The organism is Pseudomonas fortuita (assembly GCF_026898135.2).
GTDB classification, from domain to species: Bacteria; Pseudomonadota; Gammaproteobacteria; order Pseudomonadales; family Pseudomonadaceae; genus Aquipseudomonas; species Aquipseudomonas fortuita.
The window spans coordinates 3,246,291-3,269,204 of record NZ_CP114035.2 but is presented as its reverse complement, the minus strand read 5'-3'; the positions used below and the strand labels follow the sequence as shown (position 1 = coordinate 3,269,204).

General features: G+C 61.6%; 19 protein-coding genes and 1 pseudogene. 12 read left to right on the top strand and 8 right to left on the bottom strand.

What is annotated here, in order from left to right:
* Nucleotides 1-92: 92 nt before the first annotated feature.
* From OZ911_RS15030 to OZ911_RS15015, 4 genes are all read right to left on the bottom strand, one after another.
* On the bottom strand, nt 93-770 hold the full coding sequence (locus OZ911_RS15030) for a DUF3313 domain-containing protein (protein ID WP_016487245.1): 678 nt from the start codon (nt 768-770) through the stop codon (nt 93-95).
* A gap of 144 nt (nt 771-914) precedes the next feature.
* Nucleotides 915-2,210 carry an NAD(P)/FAD-dependent oxidoreductase gene (locus OZ911_RS15025; protein ID WP_023048146.1) on the bottom strand — a complete coding sequence of 432 codons (1,296 nt, stop codon included), beginning with the start codon at nt 2,208-2,210 and terminating at the stop codon, nt 915-917.
* Nucleotides 2,211-2,223: 13 nt separating this feature from the next.
* Nucleotides 2,224-3,312 carry a polyamine ABC transporter substrate-binding protein gene (locus OZ911_RS15020; RefSeq protein ID WP_268968355.1) on the bottom strand — a complete coding sequence of 363 codons (1,089 nt, stop codon included), beginning with the start codon at nt 3,310-3,312 and terminating at the stop codon, nt 2,224-2,226.
* A 66-nt stretch (nt 3,313-3,378) separates the two neighbouring features.
* Nucleotides 3,379-4,737 (bottom strand): glutamine synthetase family protein, encoded by a 1,359-nt coding sequence (locus OZ911_RS15015; protein WP_023048145.1) that lies wholly within the window; start codon nt 4,735-4,737, stop codon nt 3,379-3,381.
* A gap of 183 nt (nt 4,738-4,920) precedes the next feature.
* On the opposite strand from OZ911_RS15015, the gene OZ911_RS15010 reads away from it, so the two are divergent.
* Both OZ911_RS15010 and OZ911_RS15005 read left to right on the top strand, forming a co-directional pair.
* Nucleotides 4,921-5,820: a helix-turn-helix domain-containing protein gene (locus OZ911_RS15010; RefSeq protein WP_016487241.1), complete on the top strand. Its 900-nt coding sequence runs from the start codon at nt 4,921-4,923 to the stop codon at nt 5,818-5,820.
* A 166-nt stretch (nt 5,821-5,986) separates the two neighbouring features.
* The gene (locus OZ911_RS15005; protein ID WP_016487240.1) at nt 5,987-7,897 is read left to right on the top strand and encodes an ATP-binding protein; all 1,911 of its coding nucleotides are present in this window, start codon (nt 5,987-5,989) and stop codon (nt 7,895-7,897) included.
* A gap of 84 nt (nt 7,898-7,981) precedes the next feature.
* Here OZ911_RS15005 and OZ911_RS15000 read toward each other — a convergent pair whose 3' ends face one another.
* Nucleotides 7,982-9,367: an aldehyde dehydrogenase family protein gene (locus OZ911_RS15000; protein ID WP_060517858.1), complete on the bottom strand. Its 1,386-nt coding sequence runs from the start codon at nt 9,365-9,367 to the stop codon at nt 7,982-7,984.
* A 106-nt stretch (nt 9,368-9,473) separates the two neighbouring features.
* Here OZ911_RS15000 and ptrR point away from each other — a divergent pair, with 106 nt between their 5' ends.
* The 3 genes from ptrR to OZ911_RS14985 all read left to right on the top strand — a co-directional run bounded on the left by ptrR (nt 9,474) and on the right by OZ911_RS14985 (nt 11,701).
* Entirely contained in the window at nt 9,474-10,343 is an 870-nt protein-coding gene (ptrR, locus tag OZ911_RS14995; RefSeq protein ID WP_016487238.1) for a putrescine utilization regulator PtrR, read from the top strand.
* Nucleotides 10,344-10,477: 134 nt separating this feature from the next.
* Nucleotides 10,478-10,921: a hypothetical protein gene (locus OZ911_RS14990; RefSeq protein ID WP_016487237.1), complete on the top strand. Its 444-nt coding sequence runs from the start codon at nt 10,478-10,480 to the stop codon at nt 10,919-10,921.
* 258 nt (nt 10,922-11,179) lie between these two features.
* Nucleotides 11,180-11,701 (top strand): acyloxyacyl hydrolase, encoded by a 522-nt coding sequence (locus OZ911_RS14985; RefSeq protein ID WP_016487236.1) that lies wholly within the window; start codon nt 11,180-11,182, stop codon nt 11,699-11,701.
* 30 nt (nt 11,702-11,731) lie between these two features.
* Here OZ911_RS14985 and OZ911_RS14980 read toward each other — a convergent pair whose 3' ends face one another.
* Entirely contained in the window at nt 11,732-13,867 is a 2,136-nt protein-coding gene (locus OZ911_RS14980) for a TonB-dependent siderophore receptor (RefSeq protein WP_070086428.1), read from the bottom strand.
* Between the two features lie 184 nt (nt 13,868-14,051).
* A complete protein-coding gene (locus tag OZ911_RS14975) occupies nt 14,052-14,942 on the bottom strand; it encodes a universal stress protein (protein ID WP_016487234.1) in 891 nt (296 codons plus the stop codon).
* Between the two features lie 169 nt (nt 14,943-15,111).
* Between OZ911_RS14975 and hisN the strand changes: the two genes are divergently transcribed.
* Together hisN and OZ911_RS14965 are read left to right on the top strand one after the other, a co-directional pair.
* A complete protein-coding gene (hisN, locus tag OZ911_RS14970; RefSeq protein WP_016487233.1) occupies nt 15,112-15,903 on the top strand; it encodes a histidinol-phosphatase in 792 nt (263 codons plus the stop codon).
* Nucleotides 15,904-16,006: 103 nt separating this feature from the next.
* The gene (locus OZ911_RS14965) at nt 16,007-16,738 is read left to right on the top strand and encodes a hypothetical protein (protein ID WP_024717498.1); all 732 of its coding nucleotides are present in this window, start codon (nt 16,007-16,009) and stop codon (nt 16,736-16,738) included.
* Nucleotides 16,739-16,837: 99 nt separating this feature from the next.
* Here OZ911_RS14965 and OZ911_RS14960 read toward each other — a convergent pair whose 3' ends face one another.
* Complete coding sequence (locus tag OZ911_RS14960; protein ID WP_016487231.1) at nt 16,838-17,722, bottom strand: alpha/beta hydrolase; 885 nt, start codon at nt 17,720-17,722, stop codon at nt 16,838-16,840.
* Nucleotides 17,723-18,102: 380 nt separating this feature from the next.
* On the opposite strand from OZ911_RS14960, the gene benR reads away from it, so the two are divergent.
* The 5 genes and pseudogenes from benR to benC all read left to right on the top strand — a co-directional run bounded on the left by benR (nt 18,103) and on the right by benC (nt 22,885).
* Nucleotides 18,103-19,068 (top strand): benABC operon transcriptional activator BenR, encoded by a 966-nt coding sequence (gene benR / locus OZ911_RS14955; RefSeq protein WP_023048142.1) that lies wholly within the window; start codon nt 18,103-18,105, stop codon nt 19,066-19,068.
* A gap of 111 nt (nt 19,069-19,179) precedes the next feature.
* Nucleotides 19,180-19,428: pseudogene (locus OZ911_RS29125) on the top strand (RHS repeat-associated core domain-containing protein); the annotation flags it as partial.
* A gap of 533 nt (nt 19,429-19,961) precedes the next feature.
* Nucleotides 19,962-21,320 carry a benzoate 1,2-dioxygenase large subunit gene (benA, locus tag OZ911_RS14945; protein WP_031312019.1) on the top strand — a complete coding sequence of 453 codons (1,359 nt, stop codon included), beginning with the start codon at nt 19,962-19,964 and terminating at the stop codon, nt 21,318-21,320.
* Nucleotides 21,317-21,802, top strand: a complete 486-nt coding sequence (gene benB, locus OZ911_RS14940) for a benzoate 1,2-dioxygenase small subunit (RefSeq protein WP_016487228.1) — start codon at nt 21,317-21,319, stop codon at nt 21,800-21,802. Before benA ends, benB begins: the two co-directional genes overlap by 4 nt.
* A gap of 72 nt (nt 21,803-21,874) precedes the next feature.
* Complete coding sequence (gene benC / locus OZ911_RS14935; RefSeq protein WP_023048140.1) at nt 21,875-22,885, top strand: benzoate 1,2-dioxygenase electron transfer component BenC; 1,011 nt, start codon at nt 21,875-21,877, stop codon at nt 22,883-22,885.
* Nucleotides 22,886-22,914: the final 29 nt, after the last annotated feature.

The window sequence follows — 22,914 nt, the reverse complement described above, 5'->3', positions numbered from 1 at the left end:
CACTTTGTATATCAGGGCTTGAATCCTGTGGCTGCCTCGCAGCCCTTTCGCGACGCGAGGCCGCTCCCACAAGTATTGTGTGCGGGCGGCCCTTAGCGGGCTTTCTGCCTGGCTTCAATGAAGCTCGCCCGCATGTCCTTGGCCCAGCCATCGAGTACCGGCTTGACGTCATTCAAGGTCAGCTTCTGGGTATCGTTTTCCAGTTCCTGACCCGCGCCTTTGCGTACCACCTGGGCCAGCACTTTCTGGCTGGCACCGTCCAGGAACGCCGCCTCCACGCCGACATCCACGTCCTGGTCACGTCCACCCATGGCGGTGTTCACACCTGCCGAAATGAGCGCAATGGGGATCACTTCATAGGGCTTGAGGCCTTCATTGCTGGTGGACACCGCCGTGATTGCCGGGCGCACCACGATCACGCCCGGGCCGGGCCCCTTGGCCAAGGGCATCACGCTACCGAGTTCACGGCGCAGCGCTTCATTGAAGTAGCGGGTGATTTCCTGCAGCGTCTGCTGCGAGATAACCGCTGTCGGCTGCGGCTTGGGGTAGAACTGGCTGGGCTCGATGAACACCTGGCTGTACTGGTTGATATTGACCTTGGGGTCGATCCAGCGCATCACCGGGTCACCCGACGGGCTCTTGGCTTCTTGCAACCGGCTGTAGTCCTTGAGGAAGCCGGAATAATCCTTGGGGTCCACGCGATTGCTGGAGCAGGCGGCCACGGCAAGCAGTGCGGCGCACAACAGGGTAATGCGAGGCAGTGATTTCATGATGAAGGCGCATCCATGAGAGGTCGGCCAGAACAACGCTAGCAGGTGCGCGACAGTTGGCCAGTGGGCGAGTTCAATCCCCTGTGGAAAGCGGAAAAAGTGGCGGCGCCCCTTCTCTCGGGCACCGCGTCCTTTGCAGCGCACTCAACCCAGCGCTTCGCGCAACCGGTACCACAGCATGCCCAGTGCCAGTAGCGGCGAGCGCAGCGCCTTGCCGCCAGGGAACGTCAGGTGGGGCACGGCGCTGAACACATCCAGGCCCTGGCTGTGGCCGAGGGCGATGCTTTCGGCCAGCAGTTTTGCCGTCCAGTGCGTCACGTTCAGCCCGTGCCCGGAATAACCCTGGGCGTAATACACATTAGGGTGCTGGCTCAGGCGCCCGACCTGGGGGAAGCGGTTGGCGGTGATGCCGATCATGCCGCCCCACTGGTAGTCAATGCGCACGTTGGCCAGTTGCGGGAACACCTTCAGCACTTTGGGCCGCATGTAGGCGGCGATGTCTTTGGGGTCGCGGCCGGAGTAGTGGCAGGCCCCGCCGAACAGCAGGCGGCGGTCTGCCGTGAGGCGGTAGTAGTCCAGGCCGACCTTCTGGTCGCACAGCGCCATGTTCTGCGGGATCAGTGTGGTCGCCAGCGGTTCGGGCAACGGTTCGGTGGCCACCACGTAACTGCCGGCTGGCAGCACCTTGCCGCTCAGCCGCGGCTCCAGTTCATCGAGGTGAGCGTTGCAGCCCAGCACCAGGCTGCTTGCCCGCACCTTGCCACGGGCCGTGTGCAAGGTCACGCGCGGGCCGTGCTCGATACGCAGCACGGGGCTTTGCTCGAAAATGCGCACGCCCAGGCTATGGGCGGCACGGGCTTCGCCCTGGACCAGGTCGAGCGGGTGCAGGTGGCCCGAACCCATGTCGACCAGGCCGCCGGCGTACTGGTCGCTGGCGACAATTTCATGCAACTGCCCAGGGCCTACAAGGCGGGTTTCAGGGCGATAGCCAAGCGCTGCCAGGTCATCCTGCTCGTCCTTGAAGGCGGCGAACTGCTCAGGCGTGTTGGCCAGTTCGCAGAAACCCCAGCGCAGGTCGCAGGCAATGCCGTACTGGGCGATGCGGCTGGCCACCAGCGCCACCGAATCGATGCCGGCCTGCTTGAGGTAGCGCACCCCATCCTGACCGACATGCCGGGTGAAACCGCTGACGTCATGGCCGATGCCGCGAATCAGCTGGCCGCCATTGCGCCCGCTGGCGCCCCAGCCAATGCGCCGGCCTTCCAGCAGCACCACCGACAAGCCACGTTCAGCCAGTTCCAGGGCGGTGTTGACGCCGGTCAGCCCGCCGCCGACCACGCACACATCAGCCGTCAGTTCGCCGTCCAGGGTTGGGTAGGGCGCCGCGTTGCGTGCCGTGGCAGCGTAGTACGAAGCAGTGTGTTGGGAATCGAAAGACATGGGCGTTCTCGGCTCAGCGGTTGGACTTGATCTTGCTCCAGGAGCGGGTCATGACGCGCATGATCTTCGGGCTCGGGGTGCTGGAGATGTAGAGCTTGTCCAGCACGTCCTGGGGAGGATAGATCTCAGGGTTGTGCACCAGCGATGCATCCATGTAGGCCTTGGCGTCGGAGTTGGCGTTGGCATAACCGACCGTGGCACTGACGTTGGCGATCACTTTCGGGTCGAGCAGGTAATTGATGAAGGCCAGCGCCTGCTCGGGGTTGCTGGCGTCCTTGGGAATGGCCAGCAGGTCGAACCACAGGTTGCTGCCTTCCTTGGGGATGCTGTAGGCGACTTTTACGCCGTTCTTGGCCTCCACGGCGCGGTTGGCGGCCTGGAACACGTCACCGGAATAGCCGAAGGCCACGCAGACATCGCCATTGGCCAGGTCGGACACGTATTTGGATGAATGGAAGTAAGTGATGTAGGGCCGCAGTTCGAGCAAGCGTGCTTCAGCCTTGGCGTAGTCGGCCGGTTTTTCGCTGCGTGGGTCAAGGCCCAGGTAGTTGAGCATCGCCGGGAACAGTTCGTCGGGCGAATCCATGAAGGCCACGCCGCATTGCTTGAGCTTTTTCAGGTTTTCGGGCTCGAACAGCACCGCCCACGAGTCGATATGGTCGATGCCCAAGGCTGCCTTGACCTTATCGACGTTGTAGCCGATGCCGTTGGTGCCCCACAGGTAGGGCACAGCGTACTGGTTGCCGGGGTCGTTCTGTTCAAGCTGCTTGAGCAGCTTGGGGTCCAGGTGTTGCCAGTTCGGCAGCTTGCTGCGGTCCAGCGGCAGGAAGGCGCCGGCCTGGGCCTGGCGGGCGAGGAAGTGGTTGGACGGCACCACCACGTCGTAACCGGTGCGCCCGGCCAGCAGCTTGCCTTCGAGGGTTTCGTTGGAGTCAAACACGTCATAAACCACCTTGATCCCGCTGCTGGCCTGGAAGTCAGCCAGGGTGGTGTCACCGATGTAGTCGGTCCAGTTGTACACACTGACCGAGGGGGTGGCCTGGGTGGTGGTGGCGAACAGCAGGGCGAACGCAGCGGGGATCAGGGCTTGCAAATGACGCATGGGGACACCTCGTTGGTCTTGTTCTTTGAGTTTGGTGTACTGGGGGCGCACAGCGCCCCGGGTGGGTCAGACGCTCATCATCAGGAACTCACGCTCCCAGGAGCTGATGACCCGCTTGTAGTTCTCATGCTCGGCACGTTTGACCGCCACATAGCCCTGGACAAACTGCTTGCCCAGGTACTGCTGCACGGTTTCGCAGTCTTCCATGTGCTGCAGGGCGTCTTCGATGGTGATCGGCAGGCGCAGGTTGCGCCGTTCGTAGGCGCGGCCCTGCACAGGTGCGCTTGGATCGAGCTGTTCGACCATGCCCAGATAGCCGCACAGCAGGCTTGCAGCGATGGCCAGGTAAGGGTTGGCATCGGCGCCCGGCAGGCGGTTTTCCACGCGCATTGCCTCTGGGCTGGAGGTGGGTACGCGCAGCCCGGCGGTACGGTTTTCTTCACCCCATTCGACGTTGACCGGCGCCGAGGTGTCCGGCAAAAAGCGACGGAACGAGTTGACGTTGGGCGCGAACATCGGCAACAGCTTGGGGATGTACTTTTGCAAACCGCCGATGTGGTGCAGGAACAGCTGGCTCATGCTGCCGTCATCATTGGCAAAGATTGGCTTGCCGGTGGCGATGTCGACCACGCTCTGGTGCAAGTGCATGGCACTGCCAGGCTCGTCCGTGATCGGTTTGGCCATGAAAGTGGCGGCCACGTTGTGCTTGAGCGCCGCTTCGCGCATGGTGCGCTTGAACACGGTGATCTGGTCGGCCAGGTCCAGCGCGTCGCCGTGGCGGAAGTTGATTTCCATCTGCGCCGGGCCGTCTTCGTGGATCAGCGTATCCAGGTCCAGGCCCTGGATCTCGCACCAGTCGTAGACGTCCTCGAACAGCGGGTCGAATTCGTTGGCGGCATCGATCGAGAACGACTGGCGACCGCTTTCGGCACGACCAGAACGCCCCAGCGGCACCTGCAGTGGCAAGTCCGGGTCTTCACAGCGCTTGGTGAGGTAGAACTCCATCTCGGGCGCGACGATCGGCTGCCAGCCCTTGTCGGCGTAGAGCTTGAGCACTTTCTTCAGCACGTTGCGCGGCGACAGTTCGATGGGGTTGCCTTGCTTGTCGAAGGTGTCGTGGATCACGATCGCAGTTGGCTCGATCGCCCACGGGATCTGGTACACGGCGCAGGGGTCGGGCCGGCAGACCATGTCGATGTCGGCGGCATCGAGCAGGTTGTAGTAGATGTCATCGTCAACGTAGTCGCCGGTGACCGTCTGCAGCAGCACGCTTTCGGGCAGGCGCATGCCACGCTCGTGGAGGAACTTGGCGGTGGGCGCGATCTTGCCGCGGGCGATGCCGGTCAGGTCGCTGATCACGCATTCGACTTCGGTGATGCGGTGTTCTTTCAGCCAGGTGTACAGCTGATCGAAGGGGGCGTTCATACAGACCTCTTGGTTGGGTTTTAGTGTGGGAGCGACGCTTTTGACGAAAGCCGCAGTATGGCTTTGCAAGGTGTGCACTTCCCAGGTGACGCACTGGAGACTATCTTGGTCGCAGCCCCCGGGGCCGATCTATCCATTTTCTTCGGCAAGCAATGCACCAAAAGAGTGCAACTAGGATCTCGCGTGACAACGCCCAATGCGCTGCAAGTTCAGGCCTTTCATACCACCGATGTCTCTGAGCAAGTGCGCACGACCCCCGGCTGGCAGCAGCAATACCGGCAGATGTCGCCGGGCAATTTCAGCGGAGAGTTGCGCTGGCTGGGGATGGATGGCGTGGAGGTATACGAGGAGCGTCTGAATACCCGGGTGGAGCAGTTTTTCCGCGCACCGAGCGGTTCACTGGCGTTTTGCTTTGACCGCAGCGAAAACAGCCTGTACTTGCTGAACGAACAAAGCCGCAATATCTGGATAACCCCGGAGAACTATCAGGAAGTGGCAGTGGTGTTCGACCAGGCCTTCCTCGCCCGCCATGGGCTGGACCCGCAACGCCTCGAAGGGTTGTTCATGGTGCCGTTGGGCAGTGGGCAGAACGCGTTGTTTGGCAGTTGGCTAAGCGCCACGCTGACCCGCCTCGGGCAGGCTGACTGCCCAGTGCAGGGGCAGGCACTGGCGGAACAACTGCTGGAGGATTGCCTGTTCATCCTTGATAACGCCAGCCAGCGACTTCAGGGCGTAGCCTTGGGGCGCCGCGACGAAGAGCGGGCGATCATGCGGCGGGTCAGCGAGTGGGCGGCTGATTGCCCCGAGGAGACGTTGAACCTGGTGGAGCTGGCGGATGTTGCAGGGGTATCGCTGCGCCAGCTGCAGCAAGCGTTCAAGGCATTTACCGGCATGCCGCCAGCGCAGTGGCTGCGCTTGCGCCGGCTGAACGGCGCACGGCGCGATTTGTTACGCGATGGCAGGGCGACCGTGGCCGAGGTCGCGATGCGCTGGTCATTCTGGCATTTGGGAAGGTTTTCAGAGAGTTACCGTCAATTGTTCAAGGAGTTCCCGAGCGAGACCTTGCGGCGGGGCAGGGGTTAAGGTGTGACCTTCGAATCCACACTGTTTTTTTGTTTAATTTCATTTAGTTACCGAAACATCATCAAGTAACTTCCTGATCTGGATTCTGGGGCAGCAGGCGACACTGAACTCAGCATCCCACGCCGAAAGTTGCTATCGTGCCGCCCTGATCCAACCCGAGGTGCCGATGTTCTACCTGCCTTTGCCCAGCGACCAGGCCGACCGCCTCGCCAGCGAGCCCAACACCGACTTCTTCACTATTGCCAGCGTCCTGGACGCTGCCGCTGTGCTGTTCGTGCAAAACCTGCCTCGCCAGCCGGCTACCGCCTCGGCCGATGCGCAAGAACGCCGCTTCGCCGAAATCGTGCGCATCGCCAACCAGGTCGAAAGCGCCGCACCGGGGCGCTTCCAAAGCCAGGTAGCGCAACATTTTGATCGCGAAGCCTTTGCGATGGGCCTGGGCATGCTGGGCGAAAATGGCATCGCGCTGCTGTCCGCCGAGGTGAAGTACACCGCAGATGAACTGCTGGATACCGAAGGCCAGTGGAATTTCCAGTTTGCCGACACCTACCGCCAGCGGGCCACACCGCTGCATCCGGTGTACCTGCCGTCCCTGGCCAGCGACCTGATGCTCAGCGACCAGCAGAACCGCCTGTTGCGCGAGTTTCTTGGTGGTATCGATGAGTCAGTAGCGGTGCAGGGCTTCGCTGGCACCGGCAAGACCTTCCTGATTCAACAGTTTGCCCGCCTGCTGGAACCACAGCGCACGTTGCTGCTGGCCTTGACCGAAGGACAGTTGCGCGCCCTGCAGGCGCGGGTAAAGGACGCCGCCGCCTACACCGCGCTGACCTTCGGCCAGCTGGCAGACGAGCTCCTCAACAGCGACCTCACCAGCAACGGCTGGCGCCTGCGTGACCCTTATCGCACCAAACTGTCATGGCGCCCGCAGGACGCGCAGGTGGTGCGCTGGTTGGCCATCCCTGACATCGGTCCGCTCACCGCGCGCGATGTGGTTGCCTTGTGCGTCCGGGCCGTGCGCACCTTCTGCCACAGTGCCGACACCCAGCTTCAGCTGCACCACTTGCCCTGGGCCGGGCCTGGCACTTCACCGCTTGATCAGGAGGTGCTGTTGGAAAAAGCCCGCCTGTACTGGCAAGAGCTGATTCGCCCGTCCGCGCGGGACGTTCAGTTGCCGGTGCGCGACTACCACCGGGTCAAGCTGCTGTCGTTGACCGGTTATGTGATCGATAGCCGCTACACCCACGTGATCGTCGATGAGGCCCACGAGCTGTCGGCACCGATGCTTGCCGTGCTCGATCGCAGCCCGCAGTCGATCATTACCCTGGGCGACGAGTTGCAGAACCTCAACGGCCTCAGCCCGCACCATGGCAGCTTCATCCGCCAACGCTGCATCGACCATTCGTTACGTGCCGGGCCGGCGATGGACAATGTGCTCAACCCGCTGATCCAGGCGCACCCGGCGGCCATCCAGGGGGCCTTCAGTGGCAGCGCCGAGCATTACACCCGGGTCAGTTTCTTCGATCAGGTGACGGTGCCGGAGCAGCCTACGGCGCTGATCGTCGATGACGAATGGGGCCTGTTTGGCTGGTTTCAGCGCCTGACGCACCAGGGGGTGCCGTTCGTATTGCTCAAAAGCGCGCGCAAGGACTTCGAACTGTTCGTCGAGGACTGCATCGAGCTGTACCGCTACGACACTCGACCGCGTCACCCGATGTTGTTCCGCTATGCCAGCTGGCAGGCCCTGGAGCAGGACAAGGGCGATGACAAGGCGTTCATTGCCGTGGCCAACATGCTGCGCAAAGGCTATACACCCGAGCACTTTGCCAAAGCCAAGAGCCGTTACCGCTGGGACAAGGCGCCCAAGTTGTTCCTGGCGCGGGTACGGGATGTGAAAAACATGGAGTTCGCCCGGGTAATGGTGTCGCCGGAGCTGATGGTGGCGCCGCAGGTGGCGGGCAACCGCAATGAGCGGGCGCGGATGCTGGCGGGGCTGTATACCGCCTGTTCGCGGGCGCGGCATGAACTGATCGTGCCGGGGGGGATGCTGGACTGGGTCAAGGACCAGGTCCGCGATTGAAGCCGTTCCCGCAGGAGCACGCAATTTCCTGTAGGAGCGGCCTTGTGTCGCGAAAGGGCTGCAACGCAGCCCCAGCATTGCCGATCAGTTACGGTCTAGCCACACTGTCTGGGCATTGGTGAACTCGCGCACACCGAAGTGCGACAGCTCACGCCCGAACCCGCTTTTCTTCACGCCACCAAACGCCACACGGGGGTCGGAAGCGCAGTAGCCGTTGATGAACACGCCACCGGTATCCAGTGCCGCAGTCATGCGCTCGGCCAGTGCATAGTCGGCGGTATAGATGGTCGCGGCCAGGCCAAACTCGCTGTCGTTGGCCAACTCTACGGCATGGTCGGCATCACGTGCAGTGATGATGGCGGCTACCGGCCCGAACAGCTCTTGCTTGAATGCGGTCATTTGCGGGGTGACGTTGGCGAACACGGTCGGCGCGTAGAAGTTGGCTGCACCTTCGACCTTGTGACCGCCCAGCAGCAGGGTAGCGCCTTCGGCGAGGGTCGCCTGAACCTGGCCATCCAGCTCGTCGCGCAGGTCGTAACGGGCCATCGGGCCGATATAGGTGCTGTCATCCAGTGGGTTGCCGACTTTCAGCTCGCGAGTAGCCTCAACGAACTTGCGGGTAAACGCCTCGGCGATGCTGTCTTCCACGATCAGGCGCTTGGCCGCAGCGCAAACCTGGCCGGTGTTCTGGTAACGGCCAATGACCGCAGCCTTGACGGCGGCATCCAGGTCGGCGTCGGCCAGCACGATGAACGGGTCGGAGCCACCGAGCTCCAGTACACACTTCTTCAGCGCGGCACCGGCCTGGGCACCAATCGCCATGCCGGCACGCACGCTGCCGGTCAGGGTCACGGCGGCGATACGCGCATCATTGATGGCGCGGGTGACGCCGTCCGGGGTCACGTTCAGCACTTCGAACACGCCCGCCGGCAGGCCGGCATCCTTGAACAGCTCGCCCAGCAGGTACGCGCTGCCCATCACGTTCGGCGCATGCTTGAGCACGTAGGTGTTACCTGCCAGGATCGCCGGCACGGCGCCGCGCAGCACCTGCCAGACAGGGAAGTTCCACGGCATCACAGCCAGGATCGGGCCGAGTGGGCGGTATTCGATTCGGGCTTTTTCAACCTGGGTCGGTTCCGGCGCAAGCATGGCCGGGCCGTGTTCGGCGTACCAGCGGCACAGGCCCACGCACTTGCTGACCTCGCCACGGGCCTGGGCAATCGGCTTGCCGATTTCGCGGCTGATCATCTGGGCAAAGGCTTCGGCCTTGGCTTCGAGGGTGCTGGCCAGCGCCAGCAGGTACTCGCTGCGCTGACCCAGCGACACGTGGCGCCACTGGCGGTAACCAACCTTGGCACGTTGCAGCGCCGCTTCCAGTGCGGCGTCGGTGTCGAACGGGTAGGCGCCGATCTGCTCGCCGGTGTACGGATCGAGGGAGATGGCGTGGGTCAGGCTGCTGATCGCGCTCATGGCGGACACTCTCGTTGTTGTTAATCAGTGACGCCAGACTAGTGGGCTATGGGTTTAATGAAAACTGAATAATAATGAGCGAAACATTCACGTTTGGAGAAAGGCTGTGGACCTGGTGCAACTGGAGATCTTCAAGGCCGTGGCAGAACAGGGCAGCATCAGTGCCGCCGCGCAGCACATTCATCGGGTGCCGTCCAACCTGACCACGCGCATCAAGCAACTGGAAGAAGATTTGGGCGTGGAACTGTTCATTCGCGAGAAGAGCCGCCTGCGCCTCTCGCCTGCGGGCTGGAATTTTCTCGAATACACCCGGCGCATCCTCGACCTGGTGCACGAGGCGCGGCTGACCGTGGCCGGCGAAGACCCGCAGGGCACCTTCGCGCTTGGTTCGCTGGAAAGCACGGCAGCGGTGCGCATTCCGGCTTTGCTGGCGGCATACAACCAGCGCTACCCCAAGGTCGACCTGGACCTGTCCACCGGGCCTTCGGGGACCATGCTCGAAGGCGTGCTGTCTGGCCGCCTGGTGGCGGCTTTCGTCGACGGCCCGGTGCTGCACCCGACACTGGAAGGCATACCGGTGTTCGAGGAAGAGATGATGGTCATTGCACCGCTCAACCACGCGCCCGTCACCCGCGCCCAGGATGTGAACGGTGAAAGCATCTACGCCTTCCGCGCCAACTGTTCGTATCGCCATCACTTTGAAAACTGGTTCGTCAAGGACCAGGCAGTGCCAGGAAAGATCCACGAGATGGAGTCTTATCACGGCATGTTGGCCTGCGTGAGCGCTGGCGCCGGCCTGGCCATGATGCCGCGCAGCATGCTGGACAATATGCCCGGCTGCAGCACGGTCAGCGCCTGGCCGATGTCGGAGGATTTCCGCTACCTGAAAACCTGGCTGGTGTGGCGACGTGGCACCGTATCGCGCAGCCTGAGCATGTTCGTGAAGCTACTTGAAGAAGGTCGCTCAACTAATTGATAGATAAATAATAAATAACAAGAATTGATGATTGATTGCCACCTGTTGCTGTGACGGCTACGCATCAGCCAGAACACCCGTACCCCACGAGGATCAGATACTAGGTAAGCCATCCTCTGAAGGAGGGTCGTACCATGCGAAACCACCACTATGCGCTCGGCGCAGCGTTGCTGATTACCCTGGCCATGCCATGGACCTTGGCTGCCGCCGCCGACCTCAATGCACCCATCGACATGCAGGCCGTGCAGTTGCAACCGCAGGAACAGAACGGCGTGCGCTACGTGCAAGGCGGAATTGGCCAGGACGAAGCCAATGCGCTGCGCAAGACCACCGGTTATGACCTGCATGTAGAGCTTTCGACTGGGCCGCAAGGCAAGTTCCAGAGCGGTGCCACAGTCGACATCCAGAATGCACAGGGCCAGCCCGTACTCAGCGTCATGGATGCCGGGCCGTTGCTGTATGTGCAGTTGCCAGCCGGCAAATACAAGGTCACTGGCACCGCCCAGGGTGCGACGACGCAGCAATGGGTGACGGTGAACGGCAAGGCCCCCACCACCGTGAACCTGAACTGGCGCTGATGGGAGAAGGGGCGGGAGTACAGATGTGCTCCCGCCATAGCGCAGAGCCTGAATACATGAAGAAACACGCTGCTCGGCAAGGCACATCTTGACGAAGTCATTACGCCATTAGTGGCAATTCACTTTCAACTTTCTGATTATTTGGACAATAATCACAAAACTATTACTTCGTGTGACCGTCTGGATGTGCCGGTCACCTCATAAAGATCGAGGGGCAAAAGCCCCCGCTTGCCGTGTAGACCATCAGGAGAGTCGTTGATGAAAACCCGTCTTGCAGCTTCGCTGGCTGCTGCAGTGCTGGCCTTTGCAGGGGCCAACCTGGCCCAGGCCGCACAGGTGTCCGGTGCCGTGGGCGCCACTAGCCAAGGTGACATGACCTACCGTATCGGCCTGTCATTCGACTGGGACAAGAAATGGCTGGAAAGCAGTACCGGCTATGTGAGTGGTTACTGGGATGCCGCCTACACCTACTGGGAGGGTGGTGACGCCAGCGGTGCGCACTCGCTGTCCTTCAGCCCAGTGTTCACCTATGAATTCAGCGGTTTTACCTACACGCCGTACATCGAGGCCGGTATTGGCCTGGCGGCATTTTCCAAGACCGATGTGGGTGACCAGCGCATGGGGTCGGCGTTCAACTTCGAAGACCGCATCGGTTTCGGCCTGAAGCTGCCTGGGGAGCAGAAGGTCGGGATCCGCGCGATGCATTATTCCAATGCGGGGATCAAGCAGCCTAACGACGGGATTGAGTCCTACTCGCTGTTCTACAGCAAAGGTTTCTGAAGCAGGGGGCTGCAACGCAGCCCCAGCCATTCAGAATGTGTAGGAGACCCCAGCCTGCACCGTCCGAGGTGCTCCCGGGTAGGCGTAGGTATTGAATGCACCTTCGTCATATTCCTTGTTGAACACGTTTTTCACGTCCAGGTTCAGGCGTACGTGCTCATTGAGCTGGTAGAAGCCCAGCAGGTCAACCACGGTGTACTGGCCCATATTGTAGGTGACCGCCTCGGTCTGACCATTACGGTCATCCACGTACTTCACGCCGATCCCCAGGCCCAGACCTTTGGCCAAGCCGTCCTGGAATTCATAGGTGTTGAGCAGGCTGAAGCTGTTACGTGGAATGTTTGCCAGGCGGGTGCCGGTGGGCAAGCGGTTGTCCTTGGTAACTTCGGCGTCGACATAGGCGTAGCCGCCGATCACCCGCCACTGCGGCGTGATGTTGCCCGCGATGTTGATGTCCAGGCCGCGGCTGCGCACCTGGCCGGCGGCCACGCTGTAGTTGGGGTCTGCCGGGTCGCGCGTCAGCACGTTTTCCTTGACGATGTGGTAAATCGCCGCGTCGACGCTCAGCTGGCGATCGAGCGCTTCCCATTTCACGCCCAGTTCGTAGGATTTGCCTTTCTCGGGGTCGAAACCGCGCCCCGTCGCACCTGCAGGCGCACCGCTGTTGGGTTTGAACGAACGTGCGGTGTTGGCATAGACCGCCACGGTGTCGGTCAGCTCATAGAGCAGGCCGAAACGTGGAGTGACGCCGTTCTCGCCCTTGTTGAAGTCACCCGCTGCGCTGAGTTTGTTGACGTAGTCGTGCTCAAAGCGCTCGAAACGCACACCTGCCAAGGCCTTGAGCCGCTCTGTAAGGGCTACCTGGTCCTGAACGAAGAGTGCCCAGGTCTTGAGGTTTTCCTTGTCGTGGGTGGTGGTACGGGTCAGGGCCGGACGTGCCTGGCCCAGCACCGGGTCGAAGATATCGATCGGGTAGGCGGTGGCGCCTGCAGCGGAGCGCTGGATAATCGAGTTGTAGTCGTAGTCTTCGTACTCGATACCGGTCAGCAGCGTGTGGGCGAAGCCGCCGGTGTCGAAGTGGCCGGTAAGGTTGAGCTGGTAATCGCGGTCGGTCCACTCCAGCTTACGGTAGTTGAAGTTGCGCCCAAGGGTGCGGCCGTCGGGCTGCAAGCCATTAGCCTCCACGGCATTGCCTTTGAGCGAGCCGTCCAGCCACTGCATGCCGCCGCCCAGGGTCCAGTTGTCGTTGAGCAGGTGCTCGAAGCGTAGCTGGGCCATGTTGTTGTCGTTGTGCAGCAGGTTGTCGCTGCCTTTTTCCCAGATGTTGGTGTCGCGCGAGGCTGTGCCGAGCTGGCCGGGCAGCCGTGTCAGGCCGCGGTCCAGCGGGTGGTTGTTACGCATGAAGTCGCCTTCGAAGATGAGCTTCGTGGCGTCATTGACCTGCCAGCTGATGACCGGTGCGACATCATACCGTTCGCTTTCCACATCATCGCGGAAGCTGTCGCCTCCTTCACCCAGCATGTTCAGGCGGTAAGCCAGCGAGCCGTCCTGGTTCAAAGGCCCGGTCGCATCCAGGGTTGCCCGGTGCATGCCCTGGTCATCGAACTGACTGCCCAGAGTGACCCTGGATTCCAGCAGTGGCTGTTTGCTGACCACGTTGAACGTGCCGCCGGGGTCGCCGCGGCCATACAGGCTGGTGGCCGGGCCACGGATCACTTCCAGCCGCTCGACGGTATTGGCGTCCGGGGCGTTGGGGTAGCCGCGGTTGATCGGGAAGCCATTGCGATAGAACTCGCCGGTAGTGAAGCCACGCACGGTAAAGGTAGTCAGGCCCTGGCCGCCGAAGTTGTTGGCGCGGCCGACACCGCCGGCGTAGTCCAGGCCGTCCTGCAGGCGCGTGGCGCCGGTGTCTTGCAGCACATCCTTGGGCACCACGCTGACCGATTGCGGCGTTTCGTGCAGCGCCGTGTCGGTGCGGGTGGCACTGGCTGAGCGGCTGGCTTTGTAGCCTTGGACCGGACCATCGGCGCGTTCGCTGTCGGCGGTGCCGGTGATGCTGAGGGCCTGGAGTTCGATCTGGGCGGGGGCGCCGAGCGTTTCAGGCTCGGCAAACGCCAGTGGGGAGACAGCATGGAGCACACAAAGCGAAACGAATGTGCGACGCATCGACGATACGATCCTGGAATAGGGCGCTGAAGGGAGGGTGGGCAAGCGCCGAGAAACTACTACGAATCATTATCAAATGCATTCTTTTTAAGTGGCACTGGTGTGCCAGATACCAACACGTGAAATCTGTGCCGGTCTCTTCGCGGGTCAAAGCGCGAAGAGGCCGGTCAGGGCATATCAGCACTCAGCGAACGGCCTTGATCGCCAACACATTGCACAGCGGGTGTTCCAGCACATGGGCCGTGGTTCCGCCCAGGTAGGTCTGCATGGCGTCATGCCGGTGGCTGCCCATCACGATCACATCCGCCCGGCTGTGGCTGACAAACTGGGCAATGGCCCTGATCGCTGCGCCTTCCAGGAAGTGCCGCCGTTCCAGCGGGATCTGGTGATGGTCGCCCAGGCGGTTGAACGCAGCCCGCTGCGCAGTCCGCACGCTGCCATCGAAGCCGGGCATGGTCACGGTGCCGGCACCGAAGTCGGCGATATGGGTTTTGGCTGCATCGCACACATGCAGCAGGTGCAGCTCGGCGTTGCACTGCAGGGCCAAGGCGCGTGCGCAGTGAATCACCTGCTCATCCAGGTGCTCGCCAGCACCGTGGCTGTTGAGGTCCACGGCCGCGGCAATTTGCCGGGGCAGGGGCAGGCGGATGTCGCTGACCAGGTGCACGGCAACCGGGCTGTCCTTGAGCAACTGCCAATCCAGTGGCGTGACCAGCAGGCGTTTGAGCACCGGTTCGTGCTGCACATCCTTGACCAGCAGGTCACAGCCTTGCCGTTCGACCCGCTCCAGCACACTGCCCAGGGGGTCGCGGGTCAACAACAGTTCGGTTGAAACGTCCAGGCCCGCATTGCCCAACTGATCGGCCTCATCTGCCAGCCACTGGCGGTTGTCACTGAGCAGCCGCTCACGCTCGCGGCCATCGCCCATCAAGCCAAAGGTGTCGACATCGTCGACGAATACGTTGATATCCAGCAGTGCACCGCTGGAATCCGCCAGCGCAGCTGCGCGTTGCAGCGCTGGCGTATGGCGCATCTGCGGGCCGAGCATGACAAACAAGCGCTTGAATTGGCTCATCTCACACCTCCACGTGTGGCAGCCCCCCCGGTTAGCTGGTTCTGTTGAGTCTAGACCGGTGTGCACCTGATAGAACCATGCCCGTTTTTCACCAGGCGCATGCCCGGGTGTGGCTGGCGCCGCGTGTCGGGTATGATGCGCGCCCTATCATTGTCACGAGGCCTGTCCCATGTCCCTGAGTGCTGAACAGATCGGCGAATATCGCGCCTTCGCCGAGCAGTTGGCCGATGCTGCCGCAGTGGCGATCAAGCCGTACTTCCGCGCCAGCCTGGATGTCGAGGACAAGGGCGGGCGCCTTTACGACCCTGTCACGGTGGCTGACAAGGCGGCCGAGGACGCCATGCGCGAGCGGATTCAGGCACGCTACCCTGACCACGGTATTCTGGGTGAAGAGGCAGGCGTGGCCATTGGCAGCAGCCCGTTGACCTGGGTGCTCGACCCGATCGACGGTACCCGTGCCTTCATCACCGGCCTGCCGTTGTGGGGCACGTTGATTGCCCTGAACGATGGCACGCGCCCGGTGGTAGGCGTGATGAATCAGCCATTCACTGGCGAACGTTTTGTCGGCACCCCGGAGGGTGCGTGGTGCAGCGGTACGCCACTGAAAACCCGTGCCTGTGCCGACCTGGCTTCAGCCACGCTGATGTGCACCACACCGGACATGTTCGATACCGCCGAGCGTAAAGCTGCGTTCGAGGCCGTTGCTGGCAAGGCGCGCTTGATGCGCTACGGCGGCGATTGCTATGCCTACTGCATGCTGGCATCGGGGTTTGTAGATGTGATTGTCGAGGCGAGCCTGCAGCCGTATGACGTACAGGCGCTGATGCCGATCATCGAAGGGGCGGGCGGGGTGATCACGGCCTGGGATGGCAGCAGCGCACAGAATGGCGGGTGCGTAGTGGCCTGTGGTGACCCGGCGCTGCATGCGCAGATGGTAGAGATGTTGCGCCACGCCATGTGAGCCACCTATCCCCGATCACTGCACTTTTTACGATTTCCGGGTTCTATGCTTGGCCAGGCTGCACTGACCCCCGGTGCGGCCGCCGAATATCGACCCGGTGCCGATGGTTGCAAGCTACCCGAATTTCCTCCCACGCCTGCTGCTGGCAGGCGCCCTCACATGCCTGTGCGCCTGCACCCAGGAGCAAGGCCGCGATATTGTCAGCCAGTTCGGCAACGGCAAGCCCAGTGAACTGTTCCAGACCAGCGTCGACCGCCTGGCCTCGCTGTCGATGCGCGACAACCTGCAAAGCCTGTACCTGCTGATGAACAAGCTGTACCTGCGCAACCCCAACCAGTGGAAGATGTCGGGCTACGTGGATGCCGCCACCGCTGAGCGGCAGATCCGTATGGCCATCGAACAACGCCAGCCACTGCCGCAACTGGGCAACCGCCGTGACCTGGCTGCGTTGAGCTACGCCCTGAGCCCGGAGTTTCGCGGAGATCGGGTGGGTGCTTTCATCTACGCCATCGGCAGCATGTTGATCACCGCGCACGGCGGGCGCACCGAGTTCTACATGACCGATACACTCGATCCGCTGTTCATCAACAACGCGGCGCGCAACATCGAAAAGGCCACCTGGATGCTTAGCCAACGGCAGGACGCCAATGGTGTGTTGCTGCTGTTTTCCAACGAGATTTCGGAAGAGGGCAGTAACCTGAGTTTTGCCGTGGAGTTCGGCAAGATCGTTGCGCGGCTGGACCTGTTAGCCGAGTTGCTGGATGAGCGCTATCGCCGGATTGGTTTGAATTACGCCCAAAGCCTGCTGCTGATGAACTTTTTGCCTGTGCAGTGAACCGCAGCCGTTGCGCAGGCCCTTGCAGGAGCGGCCTTGTGTCGCGAAAGGGGCGCGCAGCGGCCCCAGGATTTCGGCTACCAAAGGCCATTGGACGGTTCAGAGCAGCGCCTGTATTGCCTGCCTGTAACGCTGCCCGGCCAGGCTCATGCTGTTGTTATGGGTGGCGCCCGGCACCAGCAGCAATGTCTTGGGCTGCCGGGCTGCGTCGAACAGCTGCTGGCTGAAGCGCGGGGGTACAAAACGGTCATCCGTGCCATGCACCAGCAGCACTGGCAGGCCGATGTTGCCGATCTTGTCCAGCGAGTCGAACTTCTGCGACATCAACCAGCGTACCGGCAGGGAGGTATCGGCCACCGCTGCCGCGACATCGCCCAAGGAGGTGAAGGTCGACTCAAGGATCAATCCGCGTGCCGGCGCCCCGACACCGTCTTTTTGCGCCTCACGTGCCAATTCACTGGCCAGTTCCACCGCTACCGCACCGCCCAGCGAGTGACCGAAGATCAGGCGCTTGCCAGCATCGGGCTGTAACTGGACAAAGCGCTCCCAAGCAACCCGGGCATCTTCGTACACCGTGGCCTCGGATGGCAGATCGCCCCGGCTTTGGCCAAAGCCACGATAATCCACGGCCAGCACCGAGTAGCCCATGGCATGCAGTTGCTCGATGCGGAACAATTGGCCGGTCAGGTTCCAGCGCACGCCGTGCAGGTACAGAACCGCCGGGGCATTGGCGCGTTTGGCCGGCCACCACCAGGCATGCAGGCTCTGGTTATCCCTGAAGCTGCGCGGGCGTAGGTCGAGTTCCTGCACGTCGCTGGGTAAACCGCGAAACCAGCTGGCCTGGCCAGGCTCTATGCGAAACACCAGTTCACGCTCCTTGTGCTGCAGCATGGCGCAGCCAGAGGGTAGGCCTATGACCAGCAAGGTGGCGCACAGCCAGGTGAGCCAGCGGCGGCGCAGGTGGGTAAGGAAGAGGGTAGGCATGTGCGATTTCTAGCAGAAGCACTGCGCCGGATGTTGAAAAAGTGACCGAATGGCAGGGTGGTTTGGTTGCAAGCTGTTTCTGGATGAAATGAAATATGACCGGCCTCGCGCGGGTTTACTCCCGAAGCGGCCGTGACAGGAACACTCTGTTCGGTAAACGAACGCCAGCTGCATCTGGCTTGTCCGCTATCCGCCCATCCAATCCCATCGCCGCATTGCCCAACCCCCGCCTTTTTGCTGTAGTGTGCCCATCCACCGGTTGTCGCCTGCCCCCGCAACCCGCAACCGGGCCGATAGAATGACCGTGACGACCGCAACCACCGCCCACAAGGCCGTAGGAAGCGGCGACCAGAAGAATAACGATACCGAGTGCCTTGCCTATGGAAAGCCGCCTGCTGAGCGAGCGCAGTAGCGTGTTTCACCACGCCGACCCTTATGCTGTGTCCGATTATGTGAACCAGCATGTAGGCCAGCATTGCATCGGTCTGTCCCGTACCACCCATCCCCAGGCCAGCCTCAGCCATCGCAAGTTCGCCGAACTCGACCTGTGCCGCATCAGCTACGGGGGCAGCGTTCGCGTGACTTCGCCAGCGCTGGAAACCATTTATCACCTGCAAGTGTTGCTCAACGGCAACTGCCTGTGGCGTGGGCACAAGCGCGAGCAGCATCTGGTGCCGGGCGAGCTGCTGCTGATCAACCCGGATGACCCGGTTGACCTGACCTACTCGGAAGACTGCGAGAAGTTCATCCTTAAAGTGCCAACCCGGCTGCTGGATTCAATCTGCGACGAACAGCGTTGGCAGCGGCCCGATGGCGGCGTGCGGTTCTTGCGCAACCATTATCGGCTGGATGAACTGGACGGCTTCGTCAACCTGCTGGCCATGGTTTGCCATGAAGCAGAAGTGAGCGATTCGCTGCCCAGGGTGCAGGGGCACTACAGCCAGATTGTCGCCAGCAAGTTGTTGACCCTGATGAGCACCAATATCCGCCGCGAATGCCTGAGCGCACCGCAGGCGGGCCTTGAGCGCATTCTTGATTACATCGAGCGCAACCTGAAACTGGAGCTGTCGGCTGAAGTGCTGGCAGAGCAGGCCTGCATGAGTGTGCGTTCGCTGTATGCGTTGTTCGACCAGCACCTGGGCACCACACCCAAGCATTACGTGCGCCAGCGCAAACTGGAACGGGTGCATGCGTGCCTGAGCGACCCGACTTGCGGTGTGCGCAGTGTGACCGAGCTTGCCCTGGATTACGGCTTCCTTCACCTAGGCCGGTTTTCCGAAGTGTATCGGCAGCAATTTGGCGAGCTGCCTTCGCAGACGTTCAAGTGCCGGGGTGAGGCGCGCTAGCGAGGCCACCTGATAGTTCTGCCAGTTGTTGGCATTTCATGCACAGCCCACCATTTGCCTTATTTCGGGTAAAGGGTGGGAACCATGTCGACATCGCAGATTTCATCTTGTGCACTCCAGTACACCGTTTATGGGCGTGATGGGGGCGAGCAAAGCGCATCCCTGCTGCGCTACAGCGGTCAGAGAAAAGAGTCGGCCACAGGGCACTACTTGCTGGGGAATGGATACCGTGCGTTCAATCCGGTTTTGATGAGATTCCATCGCCCTGACAGCATGAGCCCTATGGGTGCTGGAGGATTAAATTGTTACGCCTACTGCGGCGGGGATCCCGTTAACAACACTGACCCAAGCGGGCACATGAAGCTTCCCCAAGTGAGGTTGCAGAGCATTCGCCCTAAGGCAGGGTTTCACATGCGAAATCCAGGCTTTAAAGGGGAAAATACGGTTTCTCCAGCTGTAACAGAGCGTGTCGTGGGAACGGTTAATGAACTAGGTCGTAATTACGGGAGCCAGTTGAACCGAATAATGACATCGGCGGATTGGACTGGTCCGCAGTTATTACTCGTGGAAGGTGCAACACAGAAACTGATCAGCAACTATGGAGAGAACTTGAAACGGGAAGCTGGTTTGACAGTCATCCAAGCTGCAGCACCCATCAGTTCGCAGGATCGACTAAGCGAGGCGATCGGCGTGCTCGTTCCGCTCTACGAAAAGATGAAACTAGCCAAAGATACTCCTAGTGCCATCAGCTGGCTCCATGATCCCGGACGTATGGTCCCAAAAGTACGAGATCCCGGCAGAACTGGATAGCACTCTGCACAATCCGGATAGTCCCCCGCCAGTCGTCTCCCTAACCTGACCAGGTCTTAACAATAACAATGGAGACCCTGGCCATGTCCCTGGGATTCGACTACCTCAATGCCATGCTCGAGGACGACCGTGAAAAGGGCATCTACCGCTGCAAGCGCGAGATGTTCACTGACCCACGCCTGTTCGACCTGGAAATGAAACACATCTTCGAGGGCAACTGGATTTATCTGGCCCACGAAAGCCAGATCCCCGAGAAGAACGACTTCCTCACCCTGACCATGGGGCGCCAGCCGATTTTCATCGCGCGCAACAAGGACGGTGAGCTCAATGCCTTCCTCAACGCCTGCAGCCACCGCGGCGCCATGCTGTGCCGGCACAAGCGCGGTAACCGCTCCAGCTACACCTGCCCGTTCCACGGCTGGACGTTCAACAACAGCGGCAAACTGCTGAAGGTGAAAGACCCGAGCAACGCCGGCTACCCCGCCAGCTTCAACTGCGACGGCTCCCACGACCTGACCAAGGTGGCGCGCTTCGAGTCATACCGGGGCTTTTTGTTCGGCAGCCTGAATGCCGATGTGAAACCCCTGGTGGAGCACCTGGGCGAATCGGCCAAGATCATCGACATGATCGTTGACCAGTCGCCGGAAGGCCTGGAAGTGCTGCGCGGTGCCAGCTCGTACATCTACGAAGGCAACTGGAAACTCACTGCCGAGAACGGCGCCGACGGCTACCACGTCAGCTCCGTGCACTGGAACTACGCCGCTACCCAGAACCAGCGCAAGCAGCGCGAGGCGGGCGACGAGATCAAGACCATGAGCGCCGGTGCCTGGGCCAAGCAGGGCGGCGGCTTCTACTCCTTCGACCACGGCCACCTGCTGCTGTGGACCCGCTGGGCCAACCCGGAAGACCGCCCAGCCTATGAGCGCCGTGATCAACTGGCCGCTGACTTCGGCCAGGCGCGTGCCGACTGGATGATCGAGAACTCGCGCAACCTGTGCCTGTACCCGAACGTGTACCTGATGGACCAGTTCAGCTCGCAGATCCGCGTTGCCCGGCCGATTTCGGTGAACAAGACCGAAATCACCATCTACTGCATCGCGCCCAAAGGCGAGAGCGCCGATGCCCGCGCCAAGCGCATCCGCCAGTACGAAGACTTCTTCAATGTCAGCGGCATGGCCACCCCCGACGACCTGGAAGAGTTCCGCTCCTGCCAGACCGGCTACGGCGGTGGTACCGGCTGGAACGACATGTCCCGTGGTGCAGCCCACTGGGTGGACGGCGCCGATGAAGCGGCCAGGGAAATCGACCTCAAGCCGCTGTTGTCCGGCGTGCGCACCGAAGACGAAGGCCTGTTCGTGCTGCAGCACAAGTACTGGCAGGACACCATGATCCAGGCCCTGAAGGACGACCAGCAACTGATCCCCGTGGAGGCCGTGCAATGAGCCTTTATGAGACTGTGCGCGACTTCCTCTACCGCGAAGCGCGCTACCTGGACGACGCCCAGTGGGACCAGTGGCTGGAGCTGTACGCCAGCGACGCCAGCTTCTGGATGCCGAGTTGGGACGATGACGACACCCTCACCGAAGACCCACAAAGCGAAATCTCGCTGATCTGGTACGGCAACCGTGGCGGCCTGGAAGACCGTGTGTTCCGCATCAAGACCGAGCGCTCCAGTGCGACCGTGCCCGACACCCGCACTTCGCACAACATCAGCAACATCGAGATCGTCGAGCAGGGCGAGGGCAGCTGCCAGGTGCGTTTCAACTGGCACACCCTGAGCTTCCGCTACAAGACCACGGACAGCTACTTCGGCACCAGTTTCTACACCCTCGACCTGCGCGGCGAACAGCCGTTGATCAAGGCCAAGAAGGTGGTGCTGAAGAACGATTACGTGCGCCAGGTCCTCGACATCTACCACATCTGATACAGGGTTTTGCGAGCACTGCCCGGTGCGTCATGCGACGCGCCGTGGGCTGGCTCGCCTGCGAGGTGCAACATGAGCTACCAGATCGCATTGAATTTCGAAGACGGCGTAACCCGTTTCATCGAGGCTACTGGCCATGAAACCGTGGCTGACGCTGCCTACCGCCAGGGCATCAACATCCCGCTGGATTGCCGCGACGGCGCCTGCGGTACCTGCAAGTGCAAGGCCGAATCCGGCCGCTACGACCTGGGCGACAACTTCATCGAAGATGCCCTGAGCGAAGACGAAATTGCCGAAGGCTACGTACTGACGTGCCAGATGCGCGCCGAAAGTGACTGCGTTATCCGCATCCCGGCCTCGTCGCAGCTGTGCAAGACCGAGCAGGCCAGCTTCGAGGCTGCCATCAGCGACGTGCGCCAGCTGTCGGCCAGCACGATTGCCCTGTCGATCAAGGGTGACGCGCTAAGCCGCCTGGCCTTCCTGCCGGGGCAGTACGTCAACCTCAAGGTGCCGGGCAGCGAGCAGAGCCGCGCCTATTCGTTCAGTTCATTGCAAAAGGGCGGCGAAGTCAGCTTCCTGATCCGCAATGTACCGGGCGGGTTGATGAGCAGCTTCCTGACCAGCCTGGCCAAAGCCGGCGACAGCATGAGCCTGACCGGGCCGCTGGGCAGCTTCTACCTGCGCCCGATCCTGCGCCCGCTGTTGCTGTTGGCCGGCGGTACCGGCCTGGCACCGTTCACCGCCATGCTGGAGAAGATCGCCGAGCAGGGCAGTGAACACCCGCTGCACCTGATCTATGGCGTAACCAACGACTTTGACCTGGTCGAACTCGACCGCCTGCAAGCGCTGGCGGCACGCATCCCCAACTTCACCTACAGCGCCTGCGTGGCCAATCCGGACAGCCAGTACCCGCAAAAGGGCTACGTGACCCAGCACATCGAGCCCCGCCACCTCAACGACGGCGACGTGGATGTGTACCTGTGCGGGCCGCCGCCGATGGTCGAGGCGGTCAGCCAGTACGTGCGCGAGCAGGGCATTACCCCGGCCAACTTCTACTACGAGAAGTTCGCGGCGGCGGCCTGACAGATCGCCGGGGCCGCGCTGCGGCCCTC